The sequence below is a fragment of the Runella sp. R0.1_18 genome (assembly GCF_057652155.1).
This window is the reverse complement of record NZ_JBYFCK010000002.1, coordinates 309099-331364: the sequence shown is the minus strand read 5'-3', so window position 1 is coordinate 331364 and position 22266 is coordinate 309099. Positions and strand designations below refer to the sequence as shown.

The following is a 22266-nucleotide window of genomic DNA, read 5'->3' as shown; positions in this document are numbered from 1 at the left end:
CTACCAACCCTTCAACCCTGGCCAAGATGCGCTTTCAACGTACGGCTGAGGCATTCCTGGTGTGCTGCGTCCGTCTTGAATATATTTGCGGAGTAAGGCTTTGAGTTGCGTTACTTTTTCGGGATATTGGGCATACAGGTTGGTTTTTTCGGCAGGGTCTTTTTTCAAATGATAGAGTTGTACCGTGGGCAAACCTTGATAATCTTTGCCAGGCTTAGGAAAACTCCAGCCGCCTGAACCCGCATCCAAAATCAGCTTCCAATCGCCTTGCCGAATGGAAAACATCCCTTCTACCGAATGATGAACAGTTGCCTCCCGTAGAGGTTTGGTTGTTTTTTTACCAAACAAAATAGGCCCCAAGTCGTAGCTGTCTTCGCCCGCGTTTTGGGGAAGTTTTTTACCCTGAATCCCCGCACAGGTTGCCATAAAATCGGTTAAACAAATCGTTTGGTCTGATGTTGCGTTGGGCTTAATATGCCCCGCCCATTTGGCAATAAAAGGCACCCGATGCCCTCCTTCGTAACTATCGGCTTTGTAGCCCCGAAATCCATTGCTGGCAAAATGCCCAGCCTTTTCCATGAGTTCGGTACCCGCGTAAGGCGCGCAGCCATTGTCCGCAGTAAAAATGATGAGGGTATTTTTGTCCATTCCCTTTTGGCGAAGTGCCTGCTGGATTTGTCCAACGACATCGTCCACCATCAATACAAAATCTCCGTATTCGTTCAGCCCCGATTTATCTTTCCATTGGCCCGTTGGTAAAATCGGCGTGTGGGGGGCTGCCAAGGGCAAATAAAGAAAAAATGGCTCCGCCGACGTACGGCTTTGTATGTAATCAACCGATTTTTGAACGAAGGTCGCCAACACCTCTTCGTGCTTAAAATCAGCCCCCGTTGGGCCTTTACGCCACCATCCGTACTGTGTTTTAGATTCCATTTCGCGGTTGGGTTGGGCCGTAACGCGGCCATTTTCAACATACACATAAGGCGGGATGTCGAGCGACGCGGGTATAATGTACGAATAGTCAAACCCATATTCATTGGGCGATTTTTTGACGGGCTGAGAAAAATCAACGGGAACAACGGGGTCATTTTTGGGTGCCCAATTGAGTCCCAAATGCCATTTGCCAACGCAAACAGTCTGATAACCATTTTGCTTCAAAAAGGAAGCTACCGTCAAACGTTTGTCTTCAATAAGTGCCGAATCGTAGCTCCACGTCACGCCTTTTTTAAGTTTACTCCGCCACGAGTATCGTCCCGTCAAAATCCCGTAACGCGTGGGCGTACACACCGCCGAGCCTGAGTGGGCATCCGTAAAACGCATCCCTTCGGCGGCCAATTGGTCCAAATGAGGTGTTTTAAACTTCGCATTGGGGTTAAATGCCGACACGTCACCTTGCCCCATGTCATCCGCCAAAATGTAAATAATGTTGGGCTTGGAGGGAGGAGCTTGTAGGAACCATTGGGGTAAAATACCAAGGCCAACGACTAAAAATAGGGCGATTCGGGATTTCATTTGAGGGAGATGGTGTTGTTGAGAAACGAATAAATAATTGCGATACACGAAAAAGTAAGAACCATGAAAGAAATACTAAGAACGGCCCTGATTACGGGAGGAACGAAAGGAATTGGCCTGGGTGTGGCCGAAATGCTCATCAAAGAAGGCTACAAAGTGGCCATAACGGGTCGCAACGCAGAAACGGTAGAAGTGGTAGCAGCACAACTCAATCAATTGCAAGAGGGAGCGGCTTTAGGAATCGTAGCAGACGTGCGAAGCTTTGATTCTCAGCAAGCTGCGGTGAATCAGGTGTTGGAAAAATGGGGACGCCTCGACGTGCTCGTTGCCAATGCGGGTGTTGGTCATTTTGCCCCTATCGAAACATTGACCCTCGAACAATGGCAAGAAACGATTGACATCAACCTTACGGGGGTATTTTACAGCACGAAGGCGTCGTTGGCCGCCCTCAAGGCATCGAAAGGCTATTTGATTACGATTGCGAGTTTGGCAGGTATCAACTTTTTTGCCAACGGCTCGGCTTACAATGCCAGCAAATTTGGCTTGGTAGGTTTTACCCAGGCGGTGATGATGGACGTGCGTAGCGCTGGTATCAAAGCAACCACCATTATGCCAGGTTCGGTAGCAACGCATTTTAATAATCATGAGCCTTCCGAAAAAGATGCGTGGAAGATTCAACCCGAAGACATTGGGCAAATTGTGGTGGATTTGTTGAAAATGAATCCCCGTACCCTCCCAAGCAAAATCGAAGTACGGCCCACAATGCCGAAATAGTTTTTTAATGTGACAATTTGAGAATTAGGTAATTTGAAAATGGGCTTAAGTAGCGACTCGGCTTTCTCAAAACCCGAGTAAGGGGTTGCTCACAACCCCCGTTAACTGAAAACTTCCCCACAAACCAGCCCAAAAATGAGGAAAATTTTCCCCGTTTTTGGGCGAACCTATTTTTAGAAAAGCATGGAATAGAGTTTTTAAGGCAAAGAGCAACCAAAAAAACTCACTCAAAACCATGAAAAGAAGTGCTTATTTCCTCTTAATAATTGCCTTAATTTCAACAGGAAGACAGGCAATTGCCCAAGAAAACGTCTCTTTTGGCCCGATTGTCGGGGTGAATTTTTCGAGATTGACCAATCACCCTATTTATAACGACTGGAAAGTCGGCAACTCGGCGGGTATTTTTATCAACTACAGCGGAGAAAGCCGTTTAGGCGTCAATGGACAACTGTTGTATTCACGAATTGGGGGGGAGTCTGGGAACGGAGCTTCAAAAGGACACCTCGATTACATCCAAGTGCCTATTATGGGAACGTATTATCTCAATGGCCGTGGCAACGCGCTTCGTCCCAAATTGATGGCAGGCCCTTACGTTGGATTTTTGGTCAAAGCCGTCAATGAAAGCAACGTAAATATCAACCCCGAAGGGGCGGCACGGGCTTACAAAGGCGTAGATGCAGGGGCAGCTTTGGGCGCAGGGCTCAACTATTCCCTCAAAAATAAAGTATGGCTCAACGCCGATGTGCGTTACAACATTGGACTTACCAACGTGATGACAAACGCTTCAGATGTACACAACCGCTCTTGGGGACTCAACGTCGGCGTAAGTTTTCCACTGGGTAACTATTCTCCAAGCACAGGAAAGTTTAGATAGGTTAGGTTTTATATAGTGGCTGAAAATGACCCGTAGGCAGGCGATAAGCCCACCTACGGGCATTTTTTTATTCGTCTTTTTTAGCAATTGTTTTGGAGGTATCCAACGACTGAGCCAATTTGACCAAGCGCACAAATTCGGTGCGATAGCCTTCTGGGTCTTTGGCAATAGCTCCTTTGGCAAGGTCAATAACGTGACCATAAGATGCTTCACCTTTAAACTCCGAGCTGCGAAGCAATAGCCCCCATTCGGCTACCGCTGCCGCAAAACGGAAGTTGTCGGATGTTTTGGCCAAAGGAATACTAGTATTGGCAACAGGAACTTCAAAAAGGCGGCTTGTCTCGCTATCGGGTTGTTTGTAGCGGAGTTTGATGGTTACCAGCTCGTCCGAAGAAGTGGTCACTTCCGCACTTTTTTGGTATTTTAGGTCATCTACCTTATTCAAATAAGCGCTTTCCACCCCCACAGGAATGATTTCGTACAAGGCCGTCACGGTATGGCCGCTTCCCATTTCGCCCGCATCTTTTTTATCGTTGTGGAAGTCTTCGTTGTTCAACATTCGGTTTTCGTAACCGATGAGGCGATAGCCTTTGACAAACCGTGGATTAAATTCCAACTGTAGTTTTACATCTTTGGCAACGGTAAAAAGTGTCCCGCCAAATTCGTGTACAAATACCTTTTGCGCTTCTTGGAGGTTGTCGATGTACGCATAATTCCCGTTGCCTTTGTCGGCCAAGGTTTCCATTTTATTATCTTTGTAATTGCCCATTCCAAAACCCAGAACACTCAAATAGACGCCGCTTTGACGTTTTTCTTCGACCAATCGTTGCAATTCACCCTCGCTCGAAACCCCCACGTTGAAGTCGCCATCGCTGGCCAAAATGACGCGGTTGTTCCCTCCTTTGATAAAATGGTCTTGGGCAATTTTATAGGCCAATCGGATACCCTCGCCGCCCGCCGTTGAGCCTCCCGCTTGGAGGTTATCCAACGCATCTTTGATGGTAGAAGTTTGATTACCAGGGGTAGAGGGTAGAACAGTTCCTGCCGCTCCTGCATAGACCACTATCGCAACTCGGTCACTAGGACGAAGCTGATTAACCAATAATTTGAAGGCTTCTTTGACCAAAGGCAATTTGTTGGGCATCCCCATCGACCCCGATACATCCACCAAAAACACTAAGTTCGACGCAGGCAGGTTATCGCTAGGAATGGTTTTAGCCTGCAAACCTATGTGGAGCAGTTTCAAGCCTTTGTTCCAAGGTGAATCGGACAGTTCGGTTTGAAGCACCACGGGGTGTTCGCCTTTGGGCTGCGGATAATCGTAGTCAAAATAGTTAATCATTTCTTCCACCCGCACCATGTCTTTCTGGGGAAATTGTCCCAAATTCAACAGTCGGCGCACGTTACTGTAAGCCGCCCGATCTACGTCAATCGAAAACGTAGTAAGTGGGTTGTTTTTAGGGTTATGAAAACCGTTTTCGTTAATGCCCTTGTATTCTTCGGCATTGAAGTCCATTTGCATGGCGGGAGGAGTACCCATCAATGCAAAAGACGAAGCGGGTGCTGCCGCGCTTTTTGCTGCACGCTTGCTGAGGCCAGTTACCACGACCTCTTGTAAAGCATCGTGAGCTACTTTGAGCTTGACATTCACCACCGAATCTTTGCCGATCGTGCGTTCGACGGTTTGATAGCCAACAAAGTTAAAAACCAGCTTGTCGCCTTTGCGAGCTGCCAGCGAATACCGCCCGTGGACGTCCGTAGTGGTGCCTTTGTTTGTTCCCTTAATAACAATTGCTACTCCTGAAATAGGGGTCAGAAGACCTTCTTCGAGTACAGTGCCCGTGACTGTAACGGGCGTAGATTGAGCGCAAGCAAACAATGTAAATACGCTTAAAATCAGGCAAAAAAGATTTGTTTTCATGGTTGTGATTTGTTAGTTTCAACCAATGGATGCAATCCTTTGCCCGATTCCATAAAAGTTTTTGAAATTTTTTTGTGGAATTTTACCTATTCGCTCATCTATTGCTTGTGAGGGGGGACGAATGTGATAACCACATAGCTCACCTAGATTTTTCACATAGAATAATTTCAGGGCTAACGCCCCTTTCTAATGACTGTGTATTCTTTATTATTTCTACGATGATGTTAGGGCTACGCCCCTCAAAAATAAAAAGGGGTATCTCCCTAGTATCTTGTAATTTTTCACTACTTAAAACGACGAGAAAGACTTGTTCTTAAAACTATTTCGCCGAAAAACAGCTCTTACCGATGCAGACTACCTCTCGGAATACCGCCGAACGGGTAATCTCACTGACTTGGGCGAATTGTACGAACGCCACATGGATATGGTTTTTGCGATATGTTTCAAGTACTTACGTGACGAAGACGACGCAAAAGACGCCGTCATGCAGGTGTTTGAGCAGTTGATAGAAGAGTTAAAAATCAGCGAAGTGCGCAACTTCAAAAGCTGGCTGCACAGCGTAACGCGTAATCATTGTTTGATGCAATTGCGCGCGAAGCGCGTGGTAGTGGGCGATGAGGGGCTATTTGAACATGAAGCCTACGAAACCTTCGTGGTACAAGTCCCTGAAACCGACGCGACGCTTGAAACGCAATTGTCGGATTTGGGCGATTGCCTGCAAACACTGGCCGTTGAACAGCGCAAAAGCGTCGAACTGTTTTATTTTCAACAACTTTGCTACCAACAAATCGCCGACCAGACAGGTTTTGCATTCTCAAAAGTCAAAAGTTATCTCCAAAACGGTAAGCGAAACCTCAAACTGTGCATGGAGGGCAAACAACATGGCTAAATCAAAACAACATACAACGCCTTCTACCGACCACCTACAAAAATACGTAGCTGGAGCATTGACGCCTCAAGAACAACATGAGGTGGAAAAAGAGGCATTACAAAACCCACAAGTCGATGAAACCTTAGAAGGTTTGTTAGCACTCAAAGCGGCCAAAGTAAATCAAAACGCCGCGTTATTGGAGTTGCAACAGCGGCTTCAAGAGCGGGTGACGCCTAAAAAACGCCGACTGATACCTTACTATTACGCTTCGGCAGCGGCGGTGGTCATGGCCGTGGGGTTAGGTTGGTGGTTGGTGCAGCGGCAAGAATTACCCGAATCAACGGCTAAAACCGTGGCAGAGACGGTATTGCCGTCGGCTCCTGTTCCTGAAAGTGCGCCTATTTTAGCAGAAAAACAGATCCCACTTTCTGCCAAACCCAGCACCCAAAGGCTTGCTCAAAAACCAATCCAAGAACAAGTGGCCGCCGCGCCTCCCACCCAAGATGCGTTGGAAACCGAGCCAGCAGAGCGTAGTGCAGCAAGCATTGTAGAAGAAAAAAAGGCGGAAGAAGTCGCCGCAGTTTCTGCGCAGGAATTGGCCGCGAGACCCGCGCAGGCGAAAAGTCGAATCGCGTCGGCTCCTGCGGCGGCGTTGCTAGTTGATACGTTTACGCTACGAGGCAAAATACTGGATGCCGAAACTCAAGAAGCACTCGCAGGAAGTATCATTTCGGTGAAAGGTAGCAACCGAGGGACTTCTTCGGCTACCGACGGAACGTTTTTGCTGCGAGGTGTGCGCCCCAATGACAACGTAAGCATTGGTGCTATCGGTTTTGCTCCTGCCCAAATCACGGTGAAAGATTCGGTTTTAGCCCCAGTTTTGTTAAAAGCAGAGCAAAATGCACTGAGTGAGGTAGTAGTTACAGGCAACAGCAAACGTGCTCAAAAGCCCAAAGTTGCTCAGGCTTCAAAAGCGTATTCGGACTATATACAAGGGGAAATTGACGCTTTTTTAAAACAAAATCCCCAAGGCCCTCGTGGACGAGTAGTTGTAGCATTTACGGTCAACGAGCTGGGAGAATTAAGTGATTTTGAGAACAAAAACGGAGCGAATGGTCAGCTGTTTGAGGAGGCCGTTCGCATCCTCAAACAGGGAGAAAAATGGAGTCCGACCTATAAAAAAGGTAAGCCACAATCAGAAAGAAAAACGCAGGCATTTAGGTTTTAAAGGCAATGGGAGGATTATTTCAATCGTCCCATTCCGCCATCTACGTTGAGCACTTGCCCTGTAATCCAGCTACCTTCGTCCGAAAGCAATAATTTCGCTACGGCGGCCAAATCTTGAGGTGTGCCTACGCGCCCAATGGGGTGGCGTTTGTTGGAGGCTTCACGTTTTTCGTCACTCGATAACAACGAGGCGGCCAATGGCGTGTCGGTCAGTGATGGCGCGATGGCATTGCAACGGATTTTGGTGGCTGCCAGCTCCGCTGCCAGCGAACGAGTCAGCCCTTCTACCGCTCCTTTGGCCGTGGCAATCGACGCGTGAAAACCCATCCCCGTTTGGACGGCAACTGTGCTAAATAGTACAATAGAAGCGCCGCCTGCTTTGCGAAGTCGGGCAAGGTTGGCCTGAATCGCAGCTACCGCTCCCAACACATTGACATTCAAATCTGCCTGAAAATCAGCCAAAGAAAAGCGTTGAAAAGGCTTGAGATTGATGCTGCCTGGGGCGTACACGAGGCCATGAAGGGCATCAGGTAATGCGTCAAAAAGACCTTCGATGGGCTGCGTAACGTCCCACGTAATGTGTTGACTTTGAATACCCTGCGGTGCGCGGCGTGAAGCTGTAAATAAGGAGGCTCCGTCGGCTTGAAGGGTTTGGGCTATGGCAAGGCCAATTCCAGAGCTTGCCCCGATGATAAGAATGTTTTTTCCTTGAAATGACATTAGAAAAAGGAGTTTGCTATATTTAACTCGTAGGGCCAGTGGATGGTTTTAAGATAACTTACTTTTGAGATGAACTACTTAACTTTTGAAAACGGAGACAAAATGCCCGCCTTGGGGCTTGGGACGTGGAAATCGGCCAAGGGAGAAGTATATACGGCCGTAAAGACCGCTATTGAGATTGGCTATCGGCATTTCGATTGCGCTTTGGTGTATGGCAATGAGCAAGAAATCGGCCAGGCGTTTGCGGATGCAATGAAAGAAGGGACGGTAAAAAGAGAAGACTTGTGGATTACGTCGAAACTTTGGAACAACAGCCACGAAAAACAGTATATTTTGGCGTCAATTAATACCACCTTAAAAGATTTACAGCTCGACTACCTGGACTTGTACCTCATCCATTGGCCTGTAGCGCTCAAACGAGCGGTGGCCTATCCCCAAACAGGCGAGGACATGCTTAGTCTTACGGACGTTCCTCTTTCAGAAACTTGGGCAGAAATGATTGTCTTAAAAGAAATGGGTCTGACCCGCCACATCGGGGTTTCCAATTTTAGCATTAAAAAACTGGAAGAGGTAACTGCCGCCACGGGCGTTTGTCCTGAGGTGAATCAGTTGGAACTGCATCCGTTTTTGCAACAATGGCCCATGGTGGACTATTGCCGTCAGCAAGGCATTATTTTGACGGGGTATTGCCCTTTAGGCTCGTCAGACCGACCAGCCAATCGGATTGTGGACGGCGAACCAAAACTGTTTGAAAATGAAGTAATTCGCACTTTGGCACAGGCACGCGGATGCTCGGCCGCGCAGTTGATGCTGGCGTGGGCGGTTAGTCGGGGAACGTCCGTGATTCCAAAGTCGGTCAATGCAGGACGCTTGCAAGAAAACTTAGCCGCCGCCGATATTAAGCTGACTGAGCAAGAAATGGAAGCGATGCGAAAGTTGGACTTACATTACCGTTATATAAAAGGCAATTTTTGGTGCTTAGAAGGGTCTGATTATACGTTAGAAAGCCTTTGGGATGAATAAAAAGTGATTGACCGCGTAAACATCACAACTACAACGCTTGAAATCAGAAAGTAACTAGCGAGTGCTACGGTACCCCAAGGCATGGTTTCTGACATGCCGAACCAGCCGTTTTGGTAAATCAAAAATAGCCCAATGGCATTTTTTAAGGCTTCCCATGCCCAAGCGTAAGGGTTTTTGTCCATGAGTTCGGTATAGGCAAAAACGCACAAAAACAAAAAGCCGCCATAGACAAAAATGTTGGGAGTGCCTATTTTGGCGATGTTGAGAAAGAAGTAATTAATCAGTGCAAAAGTGAATAAAAATTGGATCCACGTCCAAGTGCGTAGTGCCACGGAAGCCTCCGTAGCGTATTTTGGGAAGTGATACGGGTCGTCGATTTTATAAACGGGATAACGCTCGATAACGTCAGCAGGGCGCCAGCCCGTTGGCATAAACCAAATCCGAAACTTGTCCTTCCAACTGTTTGTCCGATACGCATCTTTTATTAATAGCCACAAATGTTGAAAGTTAATTTTGATGGGATTCCACGTCTGAACGGGGCGGGTGATGCCATAGACTGGTGGCACGTCGGGGAGTTCTTCTTGAAACGTCCCAAAGAGTTTATCCCAAATGATAAAAATCTGCCCATGATTTTTGTCCAAATAAATGGGGTTCATGGCGTGGTGTACGCGGTGGTGCGAGGGCGTCACGATGATGTGTTCTAAAATACCCATTTTACCAATATAAATGGTATGGTACCAAAACTGGGCAAACAAATGCAGCGGCGCGACAATCGCAATGACTTTAGGCTCAACGCCCAACAAGGCCGCAGGGAGCAAAAATATCGTAAATAAATTGACAAACGACGAAATGCTTTGGCGCAAGGCACAGGCCAAATCAAACTCTTCGCTGCTGTGGTGAATGGCGTGTTTGTTCCAAAAAAAATTGATTTGGTGGCTCAAGCGGTGTACCCAGTAGCCCGAAAAATCGAGGGCAATGAAAGCGATTATATATACCCAAATGGTGGATTGTACTTTGTACAGCGCCCAATGTTCTACCATGTAGCCGTAGGTCAAAATCGAAACACTGAGCCCAAGCACATCTTTGATGATGTTGGTATAACCCGAACTTAAACTCGAAATAATGTCCATGGTGCGGAACGGGTGCTTTTTTACCGTCCATCCGTATAACTTTTCGAGTAAAACTAAGCCCAAAAAAATGGGCATGGCAATGAGAAGAATGCGTCCGTAGGTTTCCATTGGGTGATTTTTCTAACAAATTATGCAAGCATACTGTTTTTAATCACAAATGTAAGAAATTGTTGACTTTTTTCAAGAGTCAACAATTTTTGGACAATTTAAGCCACTTCACCACCGCAACTACTGCCCGCGCCTGCGGTGCATCCGTAGCAGTGTTGGTTGATGACGATGTCTCGTTCATTAAGTGTTTGAAAATCAAAGTCTTTTAAGTGCTTCACCGAGCCTGCTACTTTTAAGTCTAGCATTTGGTTAAAATCACAGTCGAACAAGTAGCCGTCCCAGCCAATCGACAGGGTATTGCGGCACATGACGTTACTAGCCGCTACGGGGTTAAAAGCGTTGACAAGCTTCTCCATGTACGAGCCGTAGTTGCCACTGACGAGCAAGTAGTCTAAAAAGCGACTAATGGGGATGTTGGTGATGCAAAAAAGGCTGTTGAAATCAATGCCAAATTTGGTTTTTAACGCCCGCTTAAATTCGCGCTCTAGCCCCGCTTGCCCACTGGGTAAAAAAGCGCCCGCAGGGTTATAGACCAAATTAAGGGTTAGCCCCGAATCTTCTTGTCCATACCCTACGGCATTGAGGAGTTGAAGCGCTTTGATAGAATCTTCAAATACGCCATTACCGCGTTGGGAATCCGTGCGGTTGGCGGTATAAAACGGCAACGAAGACACGACTTCAATCCGATGCTTCTTGAAGAAATCGGGTAAATCGTGGTACTTAGGGTTGGCCAAAATGATGGTAAGATTGCAGCGAACAATAATCTTAATCTCCTGACTGATTTCGCGAATTTGCTCCACAAACCACCGAAAATGAGGGTTCATTTCGGGGGCACCGCCCGTGAGGTCAACGATTTTGAAAGGGTGCTTTTTCAAGACATCCAGACATAGCTGCATGGTATCCTGCGTCATAATCTCTTTGCGGTCGGGGCCTGCGTCCACGTGGCAATGTTTACACACTTGATTGCACATTTTACCCACGTTGATTTGAAAAATATCAATTTGCGTGGGTTTCAACGGAAACAAACCGATGGGCGCGAGTTTTTCCCGAAATAAGGGAAAGCTATGCCCTAATTTTTCAGAATCGTTCAGTACATCTAGCTGGTACTGGGTGTTTCCGAGTTCGTGCTTTTGGGCCTTGAGAGATTTGACGGGGTTCATGGAGAAAGGGAGAATAAAACCTGCAAAAACTACATGGTGACTTCTTTCGCTTTATTGATCATTTGGGTGCTGTGAACGAGGGTAATACCTGCGGCCATCACGGCACTTACGTGTACGGCTTCCATCATTTCGTCTTCTGAGCAGCCTTTTTCGAGGGTGTCAGTGGTGTAAGCGTCAATGCAATAGGGGCATTTGAGCACGTGGGCAACAGCTAGTGCAATCAATGATTTCTCACGAGAGGTAAGGGCGCCTTCGGCGAATACGTCGCCATAGTATTTGAAAAAATCTTGCGCTAAGTTTTTTGCACCAAAATCGCCAATGGCGCCAAATTTTTTAAGGTCTTCAGAGTTGTAGTACGATGCCATAGTTTAAAATGTCTTGGGTGTTTACTTATTTACGCAAATAGAGGGGTTTTGGTTTTAAAAACTAGAGAAATGCAATGATTTTCGTGAAAAAATGGTTAATTTGAATAGAAGTATGAAAAATATGAAGAATAAGTCACAGAAAACGCGTAGCCCCAAAAAGAAACAGGGGGGACGTACGCACCGACAAATAGTCTCGTTTTTGGATGAACTCAAATCCGAGATTGCTACTTTTTTTGAAATCAATACCGAGCGACCTTTTGAATTGCATGAGCTTCATAACCATTTTGATGCAGAGGATTCAAAACTCCGTCTTATTTTTAACGGCTTGCTCGACGAACTTGTGGAAGAAGGTAAAGTAATCCGAACGAAAGAAGGACTATATGCGACCAACGAAAATGCGAATGTGTTTATCGGGAAAGTCGAACACGTCAATAAAAATTATGCCTTTATTGTGCTAGATACCCAGAAATCGAGTGAGCAGCCTAAGTTAGAAAATACGGATATTTGGGTGGATTCTGACGATTTACGCGGGGCGATTGATGGCGATACCGTTCGGGTCAAACTTTTTAGCGACTACCGAAGTGGCCGCCGCCGCGAAGGCCGAGTGGAAGAGATTTTAGAGCGTGGACGGGTAGAACTGGTGGGTGAAGTCGAACTTTGGCCCAAATACGGCATTGTGGTGTTGGATAACCGTCGTGTTTATGACGATGTGTATATTCCTGAGCCCAAACTCAAAAATGCGCAAGACGGAGACAAGGTGCTGTTGAAAATTACGCAGTATCCAACCCGCTCGCGGCGTATGGAAGGAGAAGTGTTGGAAGTATTAGGAAAAGCAGGCACCCACGAAACCGAAATGCACGCAATTTTGGCGGAGTTTGGATTGCCTTATAAGTTTCCTGAAGATGTAGAAGCGGAATCAAATGCGATTTCGGAAGTAATAGAAAAGGACGAAATAAAGCGCCGTCGCGATATGCGCGAGGTGACCACGTTTACCATTGATCCCGCCGATGCCAAAGATTTTGACGATGCACTTTCGGTACAGTTGTTGGAAAATGGTCATTTCGAAATCGGAGTGCATATTGCGGATGTATCGCATTATGTACGTCCTAACACGGCCTTGGAGCGAGAGGCGTATGCGCGGGCTACATCGGTGTATTTGGTGGATAGAACGGTGCCTATGTTGCCCGAAAAATTATCCAATAACTTGTGTTCATTGCGACCCAATGAAGATAAGTTGACGTTTTCGGTGGTGTTTGAGCTGAACGAAAATGCCAAAATCGTTAATGAGTGGTTTGGCCGGACGGTGATTCATTCTGACAAGCGTTTTACCTACGAAGAAGCGCAAGAAGTACTCGAAGCGACTGCGCGCGGAGAGGAGGAAGCAGGGCCTTTTGCCAAAGAATTGACGTTGCTCAATCAGTTGGCCTACAAACTTCGAGATGAGCGTTTTGCCAAAGGAGCGGTCAATTTTGAAACCACCGAAGTGAAGTTTAGGTTGGACGAAAACGGCAAGCCGCTGGGGTTATACACCAAAATCCGCAAAGACGCCCATAAGCTGATTGAGGAATTTATGTTGTTGGCCAACAAACGCGTACCCGAATACATTTACCGAAAATCGAAAAATAAGGAGCAGCCCAATACCATGGTGTATCGGATTCACGAGGAGCCCGACATGGAAAAGCTACGGATGTTTGCGGCCTTCGCGGGTCGATTGGGTTATAAAATGAAGCTCGACGACGAAAAAGTAGTGGCAAAGTCGCTCAATCAATTGATGTCGGACTTGGAAGGGAAACCCGAACAAAATGCGCTTGAGCAATTGGCGATTCGAACCATGGCCAAGGCGCGATACAGCACCGAGGACGTTGGTCACTTTGGCTTGGCGTTCCGTCGGTATTCGCACTTTACTTCGCCCATTCGACGCTATCCCGATATGATGGCGCACCGTTTGTTGCAGCATTATCTGGACGGAAAACCATCGCCTGACCGAGCCGAGTATGAGCCTGCTTGTAAGCATTCGTCGTCGAGGGAGCAATTGGCCGCCAATGCCGAACGGGCAAGTATCAAGTACAAGCAAGTGGAATTTATGGCCTCAATGGACCCTGAGCGCGTTTGGGACGGGATTATTACGGGCGTTACCGAATTTGGCTTGTTTGTCGAAATTACCGAAACGGCATCGGAAGGATTGGTTAGAATGAATGACCTGAACGATGATTTTTACGAATTAGACAAAGAAAACTACCGATTGGTAGGAAAGCGTACGCAGCGTTTTTACACGTTTGGAGATACTGTAAAAGTAAAAGTCAAAGACACCAATATTTCGCGTCGAAGCATGGATTTGACCTTGGCGGAAACTACTTCCAATGTTGTTTCTGCATTGCCTGCGCGTGGCCGAGGAGGGAGAAGTACTGCGAAAGAAAAACGTCCTCGAACGAAGGAAAAGCGCCGCAAATAACCTCTAAAAAGAGCCCTGCCAAGTTTTTGAAACTTGGCAGGGCTGAGGTTGCATTATTTTCAACGTTTGGAACAGTTTGCGTCGGAGACGCTGGGCCTTGTTTCGCCCCAAGTTCAACTTGGGGCGAGCGAGCTTTTAGAAACCTTCTTTCTCTTCTTCTTTCTCTTTCTTCTTCGTTGGGGTTTTGGCAGGTGGCGTTTGCGCTACTTTGGCACCAGGTTTGGCTTTAGGGTCAGTAGCTGTCGTTTTTGCTGCCGTTTTGGTATCTTTTGCTTTCGGATCCGTTGTGGCTTTGGCGTCTTTTGCCGCAGGTTTGGTACTCTTATCCGCCACTTTTACTTCTTCCTCCTCAGGCTCTTCGGCAGGCGTCGTCGTGGTTGCTTTTTGTGCAGCGGCAGGGGCTGATTTTGACGCAGTCGATGGCGCAGTGGTTTTCGCAGGAGCACCTTTGGCTGGAGCTTTGGTGTCTTTGGCCAGCGGTTTTTTCACTTTCGGACGGTAGTAAGCCGTAAAACGATCCACAAACAAATCACGTTCTTCAAAGCCAATTGGCAGAATAGAACCGTCTTTTTTGTCTTTTGATTTAACCGAAATCAAATCATTAATTTCCTGCACCGACGACACCATGGCGAGTTTGTCTTGTTGCCAGTCAAAATAATACCACACATCTTCGGAAGCTTCGATGTAGATACTCACTTCGTCGCCACGGGCATTTTTACGAATCTCCACCATGCCTTCTAGCTCGGCGTTGATGTCGGTATTGCCAAGGTTGGAGACCCCAATTTTACCCACACTATAAAACGCATTTTGAGGTGCCGACCAGCGAAGATTGACATTCGACAAAACGAGCGTACTGTTGAATTTAGGCGAAGCATCAAAGAGTGGTTTGTAGGCAGCAGCACTGCGACTGATGTAGCCGTCGGTGGCTTTGCGGCCAATGAGGGCAGCCAATTTGTTGCCCAAACGCTCTATGCTTGGCTCGGCGGGGTCGCTGTTTTGTTCGTCTAAGTTGGTTTGGACAAGGTTTTCGGCCGCTTTGGTAATAATCTCACGGTTGGCAGGGAAATTGAGCGACATGAGGGTGTTGAAACGGTACGTACTGCTGTCGATGTTGGCCTGTACTCCCCCCGAAATCATAAAGAGCTGCTCGGCTTCTTTGGTACTGCGGTCGTTGATGAGGCTTATTTTACCTGAATAAGTAATGGTTCCTTTGGTGTCGTTGAAGGTGTAAGCGTTTTCTTCATCTACTAGCTCATCAGCGGTTTTGGTTTCGGGCGTTACGCGGAACGCTTTTAGCTTATCATCAAACCGCAAAAGTCCGTAAGCCTCAAAGATAATTTGGTCGTTACGCGCTTCTTTTCCCGATAAAAACGTTGGGTATAGCCCATCCGTCCCTGCCCGATAATGCAACCCAACCGAAATCGGCATATCTGCTTCATTTTTGAGGGCAGGTGTTACTTTGAGGGCTACATCTTTGGTAGGGGTTTCTTTAAACGGAATCCACGAAGCGACCAGATCAGGACGTTTTTTAAGAATTGGCTTGACGTATCCGTCAAATTGTAGATTCGGTTCGGGAGCGAGCATCGTCATAGCACCTTTGTACTGCAAGCGAGGGGCGGCTACGAAATTGTCCAGTTCCACAATTTCGGCCTTGGCAACAGTATAAGAAGTCTTTTCTTTGGAAGGTGCTGTGCGGTTGCTACCCGACGACGTTGCTACGCCTTGGCGCAGGCCAAAGTTTCCCATTTTGACAGGAATGGTGTCGTTTGAAACGGTGGTGTAAAGGTAAGTGGCGTCGCCCGTAAATTTCGTGCGTGATTCAATCTTGATGTTACCGTTTTTGAGGCGGTGGTATTCGTTGAGGGTGTCAAGCACCAAACGCGCATTTTTGAAAGGTGTCATTTCGCCGTTGCGGTGAATCACCACAAGCCCTTTATCAGGCAATACCTTCGCGTCAGCAGATTTGATAAACGGAACTCCGCCGATGTTGAGGGTCATTTTTTCGATTTCGTACAAGGCTGAAGAACCGTTAAATGTCAACCCTGCTTGCTCGGGAGCGGTGGAAGTAAAGGTGGACGTAGCCACATCTCCTTTCATTGCAATCGTCTTGGCGTTGATGTTCCACTGAGCTCGGTTGATAGAGGTTTGATATGAGGCAAAAGGGAACTCCATAAGTGGGTTTTCCAGTGTATTTTTACTAGTCGAAATACCGACTAATCCCTTCACAAGGTTAAAGTCCACATCCACGTTAGAGCCTAACAAAACAGGACGGGTGGCATTGGTAGCCGATATAATTTTGTACTGCGATTCGCCCGCGAAAAAACCTTCTTTGTTAAACTTGATGTCTTGAGAAGTAAGCTCTGAGTCGTCGCGGCGAAGTAACCCTTTTCCGTATAAACCCGTCGAACGAAGCACAATTCGTCCATCAAGCTTGGTTGTTCCGTTGTAAAAATTAAAGGTATTCCCTTTGGTAGTCAGCGACATACTGTCGGCTTTGGGCGTCCAGCGCAGGGTAAAGTTGCGCAAATCGACTCTGGGGAAATATGCCTTGCCAATGGTTGCCTCTTTGACTTCGGCTTGAGCCCCATTGGCTACCAGTGAGTCTGACATAAACAAGAGACCTTCGGTAGGAATACGGGCACTCAAGTGGGTAATTTCGCCTTGCGAACGTAGCCCTTGTTTGTCCATCACGAGTTCCTTGGTAAACTTCACGACAGTATTGGTGCCATATACTTTGTAGCCCGCAGCAGGTGGGGTATAATTGAAACCCAGCGAGTTGTCGGGCATGGAGCGGAGTTCGGCTTGGAAGGTCGGGAAAATGCCGTTGGAGTTGAAGGTTCCGATGAACACAATATCTTGAAGACCCAAGCTGTCGTAATCGAGTGAAGGGATTTTGAAGAAAACTTTGCGGTCGTATTTGAAATTTCCACGATCGGGTTGGTCAAAATATACCGTCATTCCTTCGGGAACGTGCAAGCGTGGAAAAATGGAGTTTTTACGTCCCCCCGATTTATTACTAGGGTCATTTAGATAAATTCGGCCTGATTTTTCATACACAATATCGCCGCCCACTTCGGTGTTGCTTCCTTTGTCGTAGGCTGATTTTGGCACAAAGGTAATGTTATCAATTTTATTCAAATCGACAAAAAACTTGTCGTAATTAAACATCAAATCGCGGCCATTGAAGCGGAAGTTGGCCGAAACCAACAAGCCATTCATGCGAAAATCGCGGTTTTTGAGCACCTTGATTTCTTTGTCCGAAGGCGAAGCGACGATTTTGAGCGAGTCACTAATGGTAAATTTATCGACTCCTCTGATGGTTAATATGTTGTCTTTGAGGTCGATGCTGGCGTTGGCAATGTCGTTGTTGGCGGGGTATAACGACGAGACTTTAAAATTGTCAAAATCGGTTTGCTTGTTGTTGGCCATCACGTACAAAGCTCCTTTGTTGGTAAAGCGGAAAAGGCCATTTTTAGGGTCAATGGACAAAAATCCGTCGTAGTACAGTTGCATAAAAGCCGAGCGTACGGCGTTCATATCGCGTTTGAAAAACTGGGCAACTTCCTCGGGCGCAAAGCTGGTGACTTTTTGTTTGGTAACGTAATTAGACGCCATTTGCAGCGGGTGAAAACCCGACTGCTCGTTCATCGCACGAAAGCGCTCGGGTTTGAAATAGCTAAACGATTCGAACGAAATGGGAACGACGTTTTTACCTGAAATGCGCAAAAACTCAATTTGATTTTTGGGAAAATTCCAGCGAAGCATTTCCGCGTCGATGTACATTTTGTGGTACGAGTCGGAATAAGGTGTATAGTGGAAGCCTGATTTGACCGAAGCGGGTTGCGTTTTGACGGTCCCTGCGGCTTCGCTGTACGAAAGCTGAACGCCTGGGTGATACAGCGAATCGGTGCCGATGTAACTCGTAAAGGTAGCGATGGGCGAAGTAATCAGTGAATCGGTGATGTCGAAGTGGCGACTGCTCGATTTAAACGCCAATTTTCCGTTGTAATTGACCATTACCGTTGAGGGAGATTGGCTCAATGAAGCGCTGGTCATTTTTTGACCCACCAACGAAATCCCCCCTTGGTACAAGATGTTTTTGCTTAATCCCTTGATTTGGGCGTCGTTGCGGTACGAAATAAAACGAGGATAGGGTGAAGGTTGGCCTTTGGTGCGTCGTTTGCTTTCGTATTCAAATACCCCTTCGACGGGAGCGTTGAGCTTGGCACCGTACTGGAGTTTGGCGTCGTCGGTTACGAGTTTAGGAAGTCCCACGTTGAAGCTGTAGGCGCTCAGGTTGACAAAAATATCGGGCGTGCCCGCTGTTTCCCAGGTTACTTTTCCTCCCATACCTACCCAGTTTCCTTCGCGAATGGCCAATTTTCCGCTGGTTTGCAGAATAGGCACCGAGTCGTTAGCGGTGAGCATAACGAGGTTGGTATTCTTAAACTCAATAATGGCTCCTGAAACGTCAGGTAGTGGCTTTTTTTCGTAGGCAGGTAGCAGTGTGACGGCGTTTGAAGTATCGGTTACTGCTCCCCAGCCGTCGTTTGCTGCACTATTTTTTGCTGCTTCTACGGTCTTGATAAGCTCAGCATTGGCGTCACTGAAGCGAAAGCTGAAGGTACCTTCGAGGGCATAAAGGCGATTGAAGTTCGAGGTATAAATCAGGCGATTTTCAAACAGATTACGTGCCGTCTCAAAATATTTTAAAGCCGCTTTGGTATCGTAGGCTTCTAGTGCTTGGGTGGTGGTAGTTAGGTAGCTATCTACTTCATTAGGATTGGCGTGTGTTCCATTAAAAGCTGCGTAAAGACTGTTAAAAAACTGCTCAAAATGAGGGGTGGTAGGTTTGTACCCCTTGGCCACCATGCGTTTGGTGAGGGTCACGATACTTTTTTGGTGCGCTTGCGTCAAACGACTGTCCAACCAAAGAGTTTCGAGGTTTTTGGCGGCTTTGAGATAGGTAGGGTTGCCGCTTGCAGCCATCATTTTCTGCACGTCGGCTATAAACTGCGCAGGGTCATCAGAAAGTTTGACAACTTGAGCGTGAAGAACCAACCCTGTAAGCCATAAAAAAACGATGAAGTAGGGCGTAAAACGTTTCATAGTATCTGCGGAATTTGTCGAAACCAAAACTAGGTATAGAACTATCAATATACCTATTTAACTCAATTTAATTCAAAATTATTTCAATAAAGCGCTATGTCCGAAGATTTTCTGTACTTCTTGTGGCAGTTTCAGTATTTTGACGCTGCTCACCTCACAACTACGGCGGGAGAATCGCTCCAAGTACTGGCCATTGGACAACGAAACGCCAATGCAGGCCCTGATTTTATCAATGGGCGTGTCATAGTAGAAAATATCGAATGGGCAGGAAGTATTGAAATGCACTTGCGAAGTTCGGATTGGCATCGACATGCCCATACCACCGATCGCGCCTACGAGAGCGTTGTTTTGCACGTGGTTTGGGAAAACGATGCAGATATTTGTCGGCACGACGGTACGGCAGTTCCTACGTTGGCCTTAAAAGACATCACCTCGCCCAAACTGCTGCACAAATATCACGTACTGATAGGAAGCAAAGATACGATTCCGTGCGAAAACCAATTGGAAGCTGTTTCGGACTTGCAAAAACGCATGATGCTCGACCGCGCAGCTACGCAGCGTCTCGAGCGTAAAGCGCAGGACGTGTTGGAATTGTTGACCCAAAATCACCAAGATTGGGAAGAAACGACGTATCAACTCTTAGCCCAAAATTTCGGTTTTAAAGTCAATGCTGAACCAATGCTTCGGCTGGCCCAGGGCTTACCTCTAAAAATTCTTCATAAACACCGCGATAGCCTTTTTCAATTGGAAGCCCTGCTGTTTGGACAAGCGGGACTTTTGATGCCCGCAGACGAATACGCACTGTCTTTGCAGAAAGAATACGCGTTTTTGGCAGCAAAGTATAGTTTAAAATCTACCCAACTGCAGGCCCACGAATGGAAGTTTTTGCGCTTGCGTCCTGCCAATTTTCCAACGGTTCGGTTAGCGCAGTTGGCGGCGTTTATTCAGCAACAACCCAGCCTGTTTTCACTCTTCATTCATGGGGGAAATGTTAAAAAATTGGAGGAGGTACTCCGCGTCAAGCAGTCGGCCTATTGGCAGACACACTATCATTTTCAAAAAACAACGGCAGCAAAAGTAGCTATCTTAGGAAAAGCATCGGTCGAAAATATTGTTGTCAATACGGTCGTTCCTTTATTAGCAGCTTATGCTGTAGCAAAAGATAACCTAGATTTTATGAACAAAGCAACGGAATTATTGGACCAACTTCCTGCCGAAACAAACCATCTTACCGACATGTGGCGCCAGATGGGGGTAGAATCAAAAACAGCCTTTGATTCCCAAGCTATTATCGAACTCTATACCCATTTTTGTGTAAAAAAGGGATGTTTACAGTGTGCTATTGGTACATCATTGCTGAAATCTCCCTGACCGTTAGATAAATACTTAGATTCTTTTTAAACCAAACACTTACTATTTTTGTATTCTTTAAAGTTGTAAAACTATACAAGCCCCCCATGTATCGCCACCTTTTCTCTTCCTTTTTGGTCAGTGCGAGTTTTTGCGTAATTGTTGCATTTCGAGACAACAGCGAATTTGTCTCGGCTTTTCAAAAAATTAACAATGAAACCCTGAAAAATAGCCAAGCCTACGAAACCCTCGGCGATGCTACTTCGACCATCGGACATCGTCTGACGGGAAGTCCGAATGGAGCCAAGGCAGAGCAGTATGCCTTCAATCTTCTCAAAAAATATGGCTACACAGATGTCAAGTTCCAATCGTTTGAGGTAGAATCGTGGATGCGTGATACCGTGACTTTGGATGTAGTGCCCAATAAAAGTGATAATTTCAGGACAGTGCCCGTGGTGGCGTTGGCGCATTCGCCCGTTCGTGCCAAAGTTAGCGGGGCGATAGTGGACGTGGGCAATGGCTTGGAAGAAGATTTTGAAGCGGTCAAAGATATTATCAAAGGCAAAGTAGCGCTCGTAAATATTGGCTTAGTCAACGGAAAAGCAGGGCAAAAGAATTTGCACCGTTCCGAAAAAACGGCTTTGGCCATCAAATATGGCGCAAATGCGATCATTACCGTCAACCAAGTTGTAGGGAATGTGCTATTGACAGGGACGGCTTCGGTGACGGGGGCGTTGATAGGTATTCCTGCCGTAAATATCTCGCGTGAAAGTGGCGAAGAAATTCGGAATTGGATGAAGGTGGACAACGACCTCCATGCCATTGTGGACATGACCAACGTGAGTAAAAAAATAAAAGCGCGGAACGTAATTGCCACGATTCCAGGCAAAAGCGATGACCGAATCGTGATTGGAGGACACCTTGATTCGTGGGATTTGGCAACGGGTGCCGCCGATAATGGCCTAGGCTCATTTACGATAATGGATATTGCTCGTACGTTTAAAGCCTTAAAAATCAAACCTAAACGGACGATTGATTTCGTATTGTTTATGGGAGAAGAACAAGGCTTGTTGGGTTCTCGGCAAATGGTAAAAGAATTGGCCAAGAACAAGCAACTTGAGAAGGTCAAGTTTATGATGAATCTCGACATGACCAACAACGTATTTGGAATGAGCGTGGGAGGGCGCGACGAACTGATTCCGTTCTTCCAAGCTGTAGGAGAACAAATCAAAAAAGTGGACGATTCCTATTCAAACATCGTTAGCAGCCGCGCAGGACTCCATTCAGACCACCAACCGTTTATGTTGGAAGGTATTCCGACGGGAGCACCTGCGGGACGTCTGGGCGCTAATGTTTATGGATGCTATCACGCTGATTGTGATAAATTCGATTTGATTAATCGCGATGAAATGGTCAATGGTGTTCGTTTTTCGGCCATGCTGCTTTATGCTTTGGCCAATGCCAACGATTTGCCCGCCCAAAAACTAGATACCTACAAAACCCGCGATTTAATGATTGCGCAAGGGCTCAAAAAAGAGTTGGTTCTTGGCAAAGATTGGAAATGGACGGATTGATAAGCATGCCAAGGGTTGCTCACAACCTGGAGGATTGTGCTAAGGGTTGCTCACAACCCGCCCGATAACGAACAAAGAGCAAACCCAATCCCGCAA

General features: G+C 46.8%; 15 protein-coding genes. 8 read left to right on the top strand and 7 right to left on the bottom strand.

Translation table 11 applies throughout. From position 1 onward, the window contains the following. Nucleotides 1-1512 carry a sulfatase family protein gene (locus AC23P2_RS04200; RefSeq protein WP_487772037.1) on the bottom strand — a complete coding sequence of 504 codons (1512 nt, stop codon included), beginning with the start codon at nt 1510-1512 and terminating at the stop codon, nt 1-3. Between the two features lie 63 nt (nt 1513-1575). Here AC23P2_RS04200 and AC23P2_RS04195 point away from each other — a divergent pair, with 63 nt between their 5' ends. Further along, on the top strand, nt 1576-2286 hold the full coding sequence (locus tag AC23P2_RS04195; protein WP_487772036.1) for an SDR family oxidoreductase: 711 nt from the start codon (nt 1576-1578) through the stop codon (nt 2284-2286). A 235-nt stretch (nt 2287-2521) separates the two neighbouring features. Beyond that, nucleotides 2522-3160 (top strand): porin family protein, encoded by a 639-nt coding sequence (locus tag AC23P2_RS04190; protein WP_487772035.1) that lies wholly within the window; start codon nt 2522-2524, stop codon nt 3158-3160. A gap of 67 nt (nt 3161-3227) precedes the next feature. Here the strand turns inward: AC23P2_RS04190 and AC23P2_RS04185 are convergent, their stop codons facing one another. Continuing rightward, nucleotides 3228-5081, bottom strand: coding sequence for a vWA domain-containing protein (locus AC23P2_RS04185; RefSeq protein WP_487772034.1), 1854 nt, complete (start codon nt 5079-5081; stop codon nt 3228-3230). 307 nt (nt 5082-5388) lie between these two features. Between AC23P2_RS04185 and AC23P2_RS04180 the strand changes: the two genes are divergently transcribed. Continuing rightward, complete coding sequence (locus tag AC23P2_RS04180; protein WP_487772033.1) at nt 5389-5970, top strand: RNA polymerase sigma factor; 582 nt, start codon at nt 5389-5391, stop codon at nt 5968-5970. Next, on the top strand, nt 5963-7180 hold the full coding sequence (locus AC23P2_RS04175) for a carboxypeptidase-like regulatory domain-containing protein (RefSeq protein ID WP_487772032.1): 1218 nt from the start codon (nt 5963-5965) through the stop codon (nt 7178-7180). Before AC23P2_RS04180 ends, AC23P2_RS04175 begins: the two co-directional genes overlap by 8 nt. 14 nt (nt 7181-7194) lie before the next feature. On the opposite strand, the gene AC23P2_RS04170 is transcribed toward AC23P2_RS04175, so the two are convergent. Next, on the bottom strand, nt 7195-7899 hold the full coding sequence (locus AC23P2_RS04170; RefSeq protein ID WP_487772031.1) for an SDR family NAD(P)-dependent oxidoreductase: 705 nt from the start codon (nt 7897-7899) through the stop codon (nt 7195-7197). Between the two features lie 69 nt (nt 7900-7968). On the opposite strand from AC23P2_RS04170, the gene AC23P2_RS04165 reads away from it, so the two are divergent. After that, the gene (locus AC23P2_RS04165; protein ID WP_487772030.1) at nt 7969-8922 is read left to right on the top strand and encodes an aldo/keto reductase; all 954 of its coding nucleotides are present in this window, start codon (nt 7969-7971) and stop codon (nt 8920-8922) included. Here AC23P2_RS04165 and AC23P2_RS04160 read toward each other — a convergent pair. The 3 genes from AC23P2_RS04160 to AC23P2_RS04150 all read right to left on the bottom strand — a co-directional run bounded on the left by AC23P2_RS04160 (nt 8892) and on the right by AC23P2_RS04150 (nt 11685). After that, nucleotides 8892-10160, bottom strand: coding sequence for a sterol desaturase family protein (locus AC23P2_RS04160; RefSeq protein ID WP_487772029.1), 1269 nt, complete (start codon nt 10158-10160; stop codon nt 8892-8894). The genes AC23P2_RS04165 and AC23P2_RS04160 overlap by 31 nt on opposite strands. 98 nt (nt 10161-10258) lie before the next feature. Then, nucleotides 10259-11320, bottom strand: coding sequence for an arsenosugar biosynthesis radical SAM (seleno)protein ArsS (gene arsS, locus AC23P2_RS04155; protein ID WP_487772028.1), 1062 nt, complete (start codon nt 11318-11320; stop codon nt 10259-10261). Between the two features lie 29 nt (nt 11321-11349). Then, the gene (locus AC23P2_RS04150) at nt 11350-11685 is read right to left on the bottom strand and encodes an arsenosugar biosynthesis-associated peroxidase-like protein (RefSeq protein ID WP_028525823.1); all 336 of its coding nucleotides are present in this window, start codon (nt 11683-11685) and stop codon (nt 11350-11352) included. Between the two features lie 112 nt (nt 11686-11797). On the opposite strand from AC23P2_RS04150, the gene rnr reads away from it, so the two are divergent. Next, a complete protein-coding gene (gene rnr, locus AC23P2_RS04145; RefSeq protein ID WP_487772027.1) occupies nt 11798-14137 on the top strand; it encodes a ribonuclease R in 2340 nt (779 codons plus the stop codon). A 135-nt stretch (nt 14138-14272) separates the two neighbouring features. Here rnr and AC23P2_RS04140 read toward each other — a convergent pair whose 3' ends face one another. Further along, nucleotides 14273-19246 (bottom strand): hypothetical protein, encoded by a 4974-nt coding sequence (locus AC23P2_RS04140; protein ID WP_487772026.1) that lies wholly within the window; start codon nt 19244-19246, stop codon nt 14273-14275. A 96-nt stretch (nt 19247-19342) separates the two neighbouring features. Here AC23P2_RS04140 and AC23P2_RS04135 point away from each other — a divergent pair, with 96 nt between their 5' ends. Both AC23P2_RS04135 and AC23P2_RS04130 read left to right on the top strand, forming a co-directional pair. Then, on the top strand, nt 19343-20617 hold the full coding sequence (locus tag AC23P2_RS04135) for a DUF2851 family protein (RefSeq protein WP_487772025.1): 1275 nt from the start codon (nt 19343-19345) through the stop codon (nt 20615-20617). An 86-nt stretch (nt 20618-20703) separates the two neighbouring features. Beyond that, nucleotides 20704-22170 carry a M20/M25/M40 family metallo-hydrolase gene (locus AC23P2_RS04130; protein ID WP_487772024.1) on the top strand — a complete coding sequence of 489 codons (1467 nt, stop codon included), beginning with the start codon at nt 20704-20706 and terminating at the stop codon, nt 22168-22170. The last annotated feature ends 96 nt before the right edge of the window (nt 22171-22266 follow it).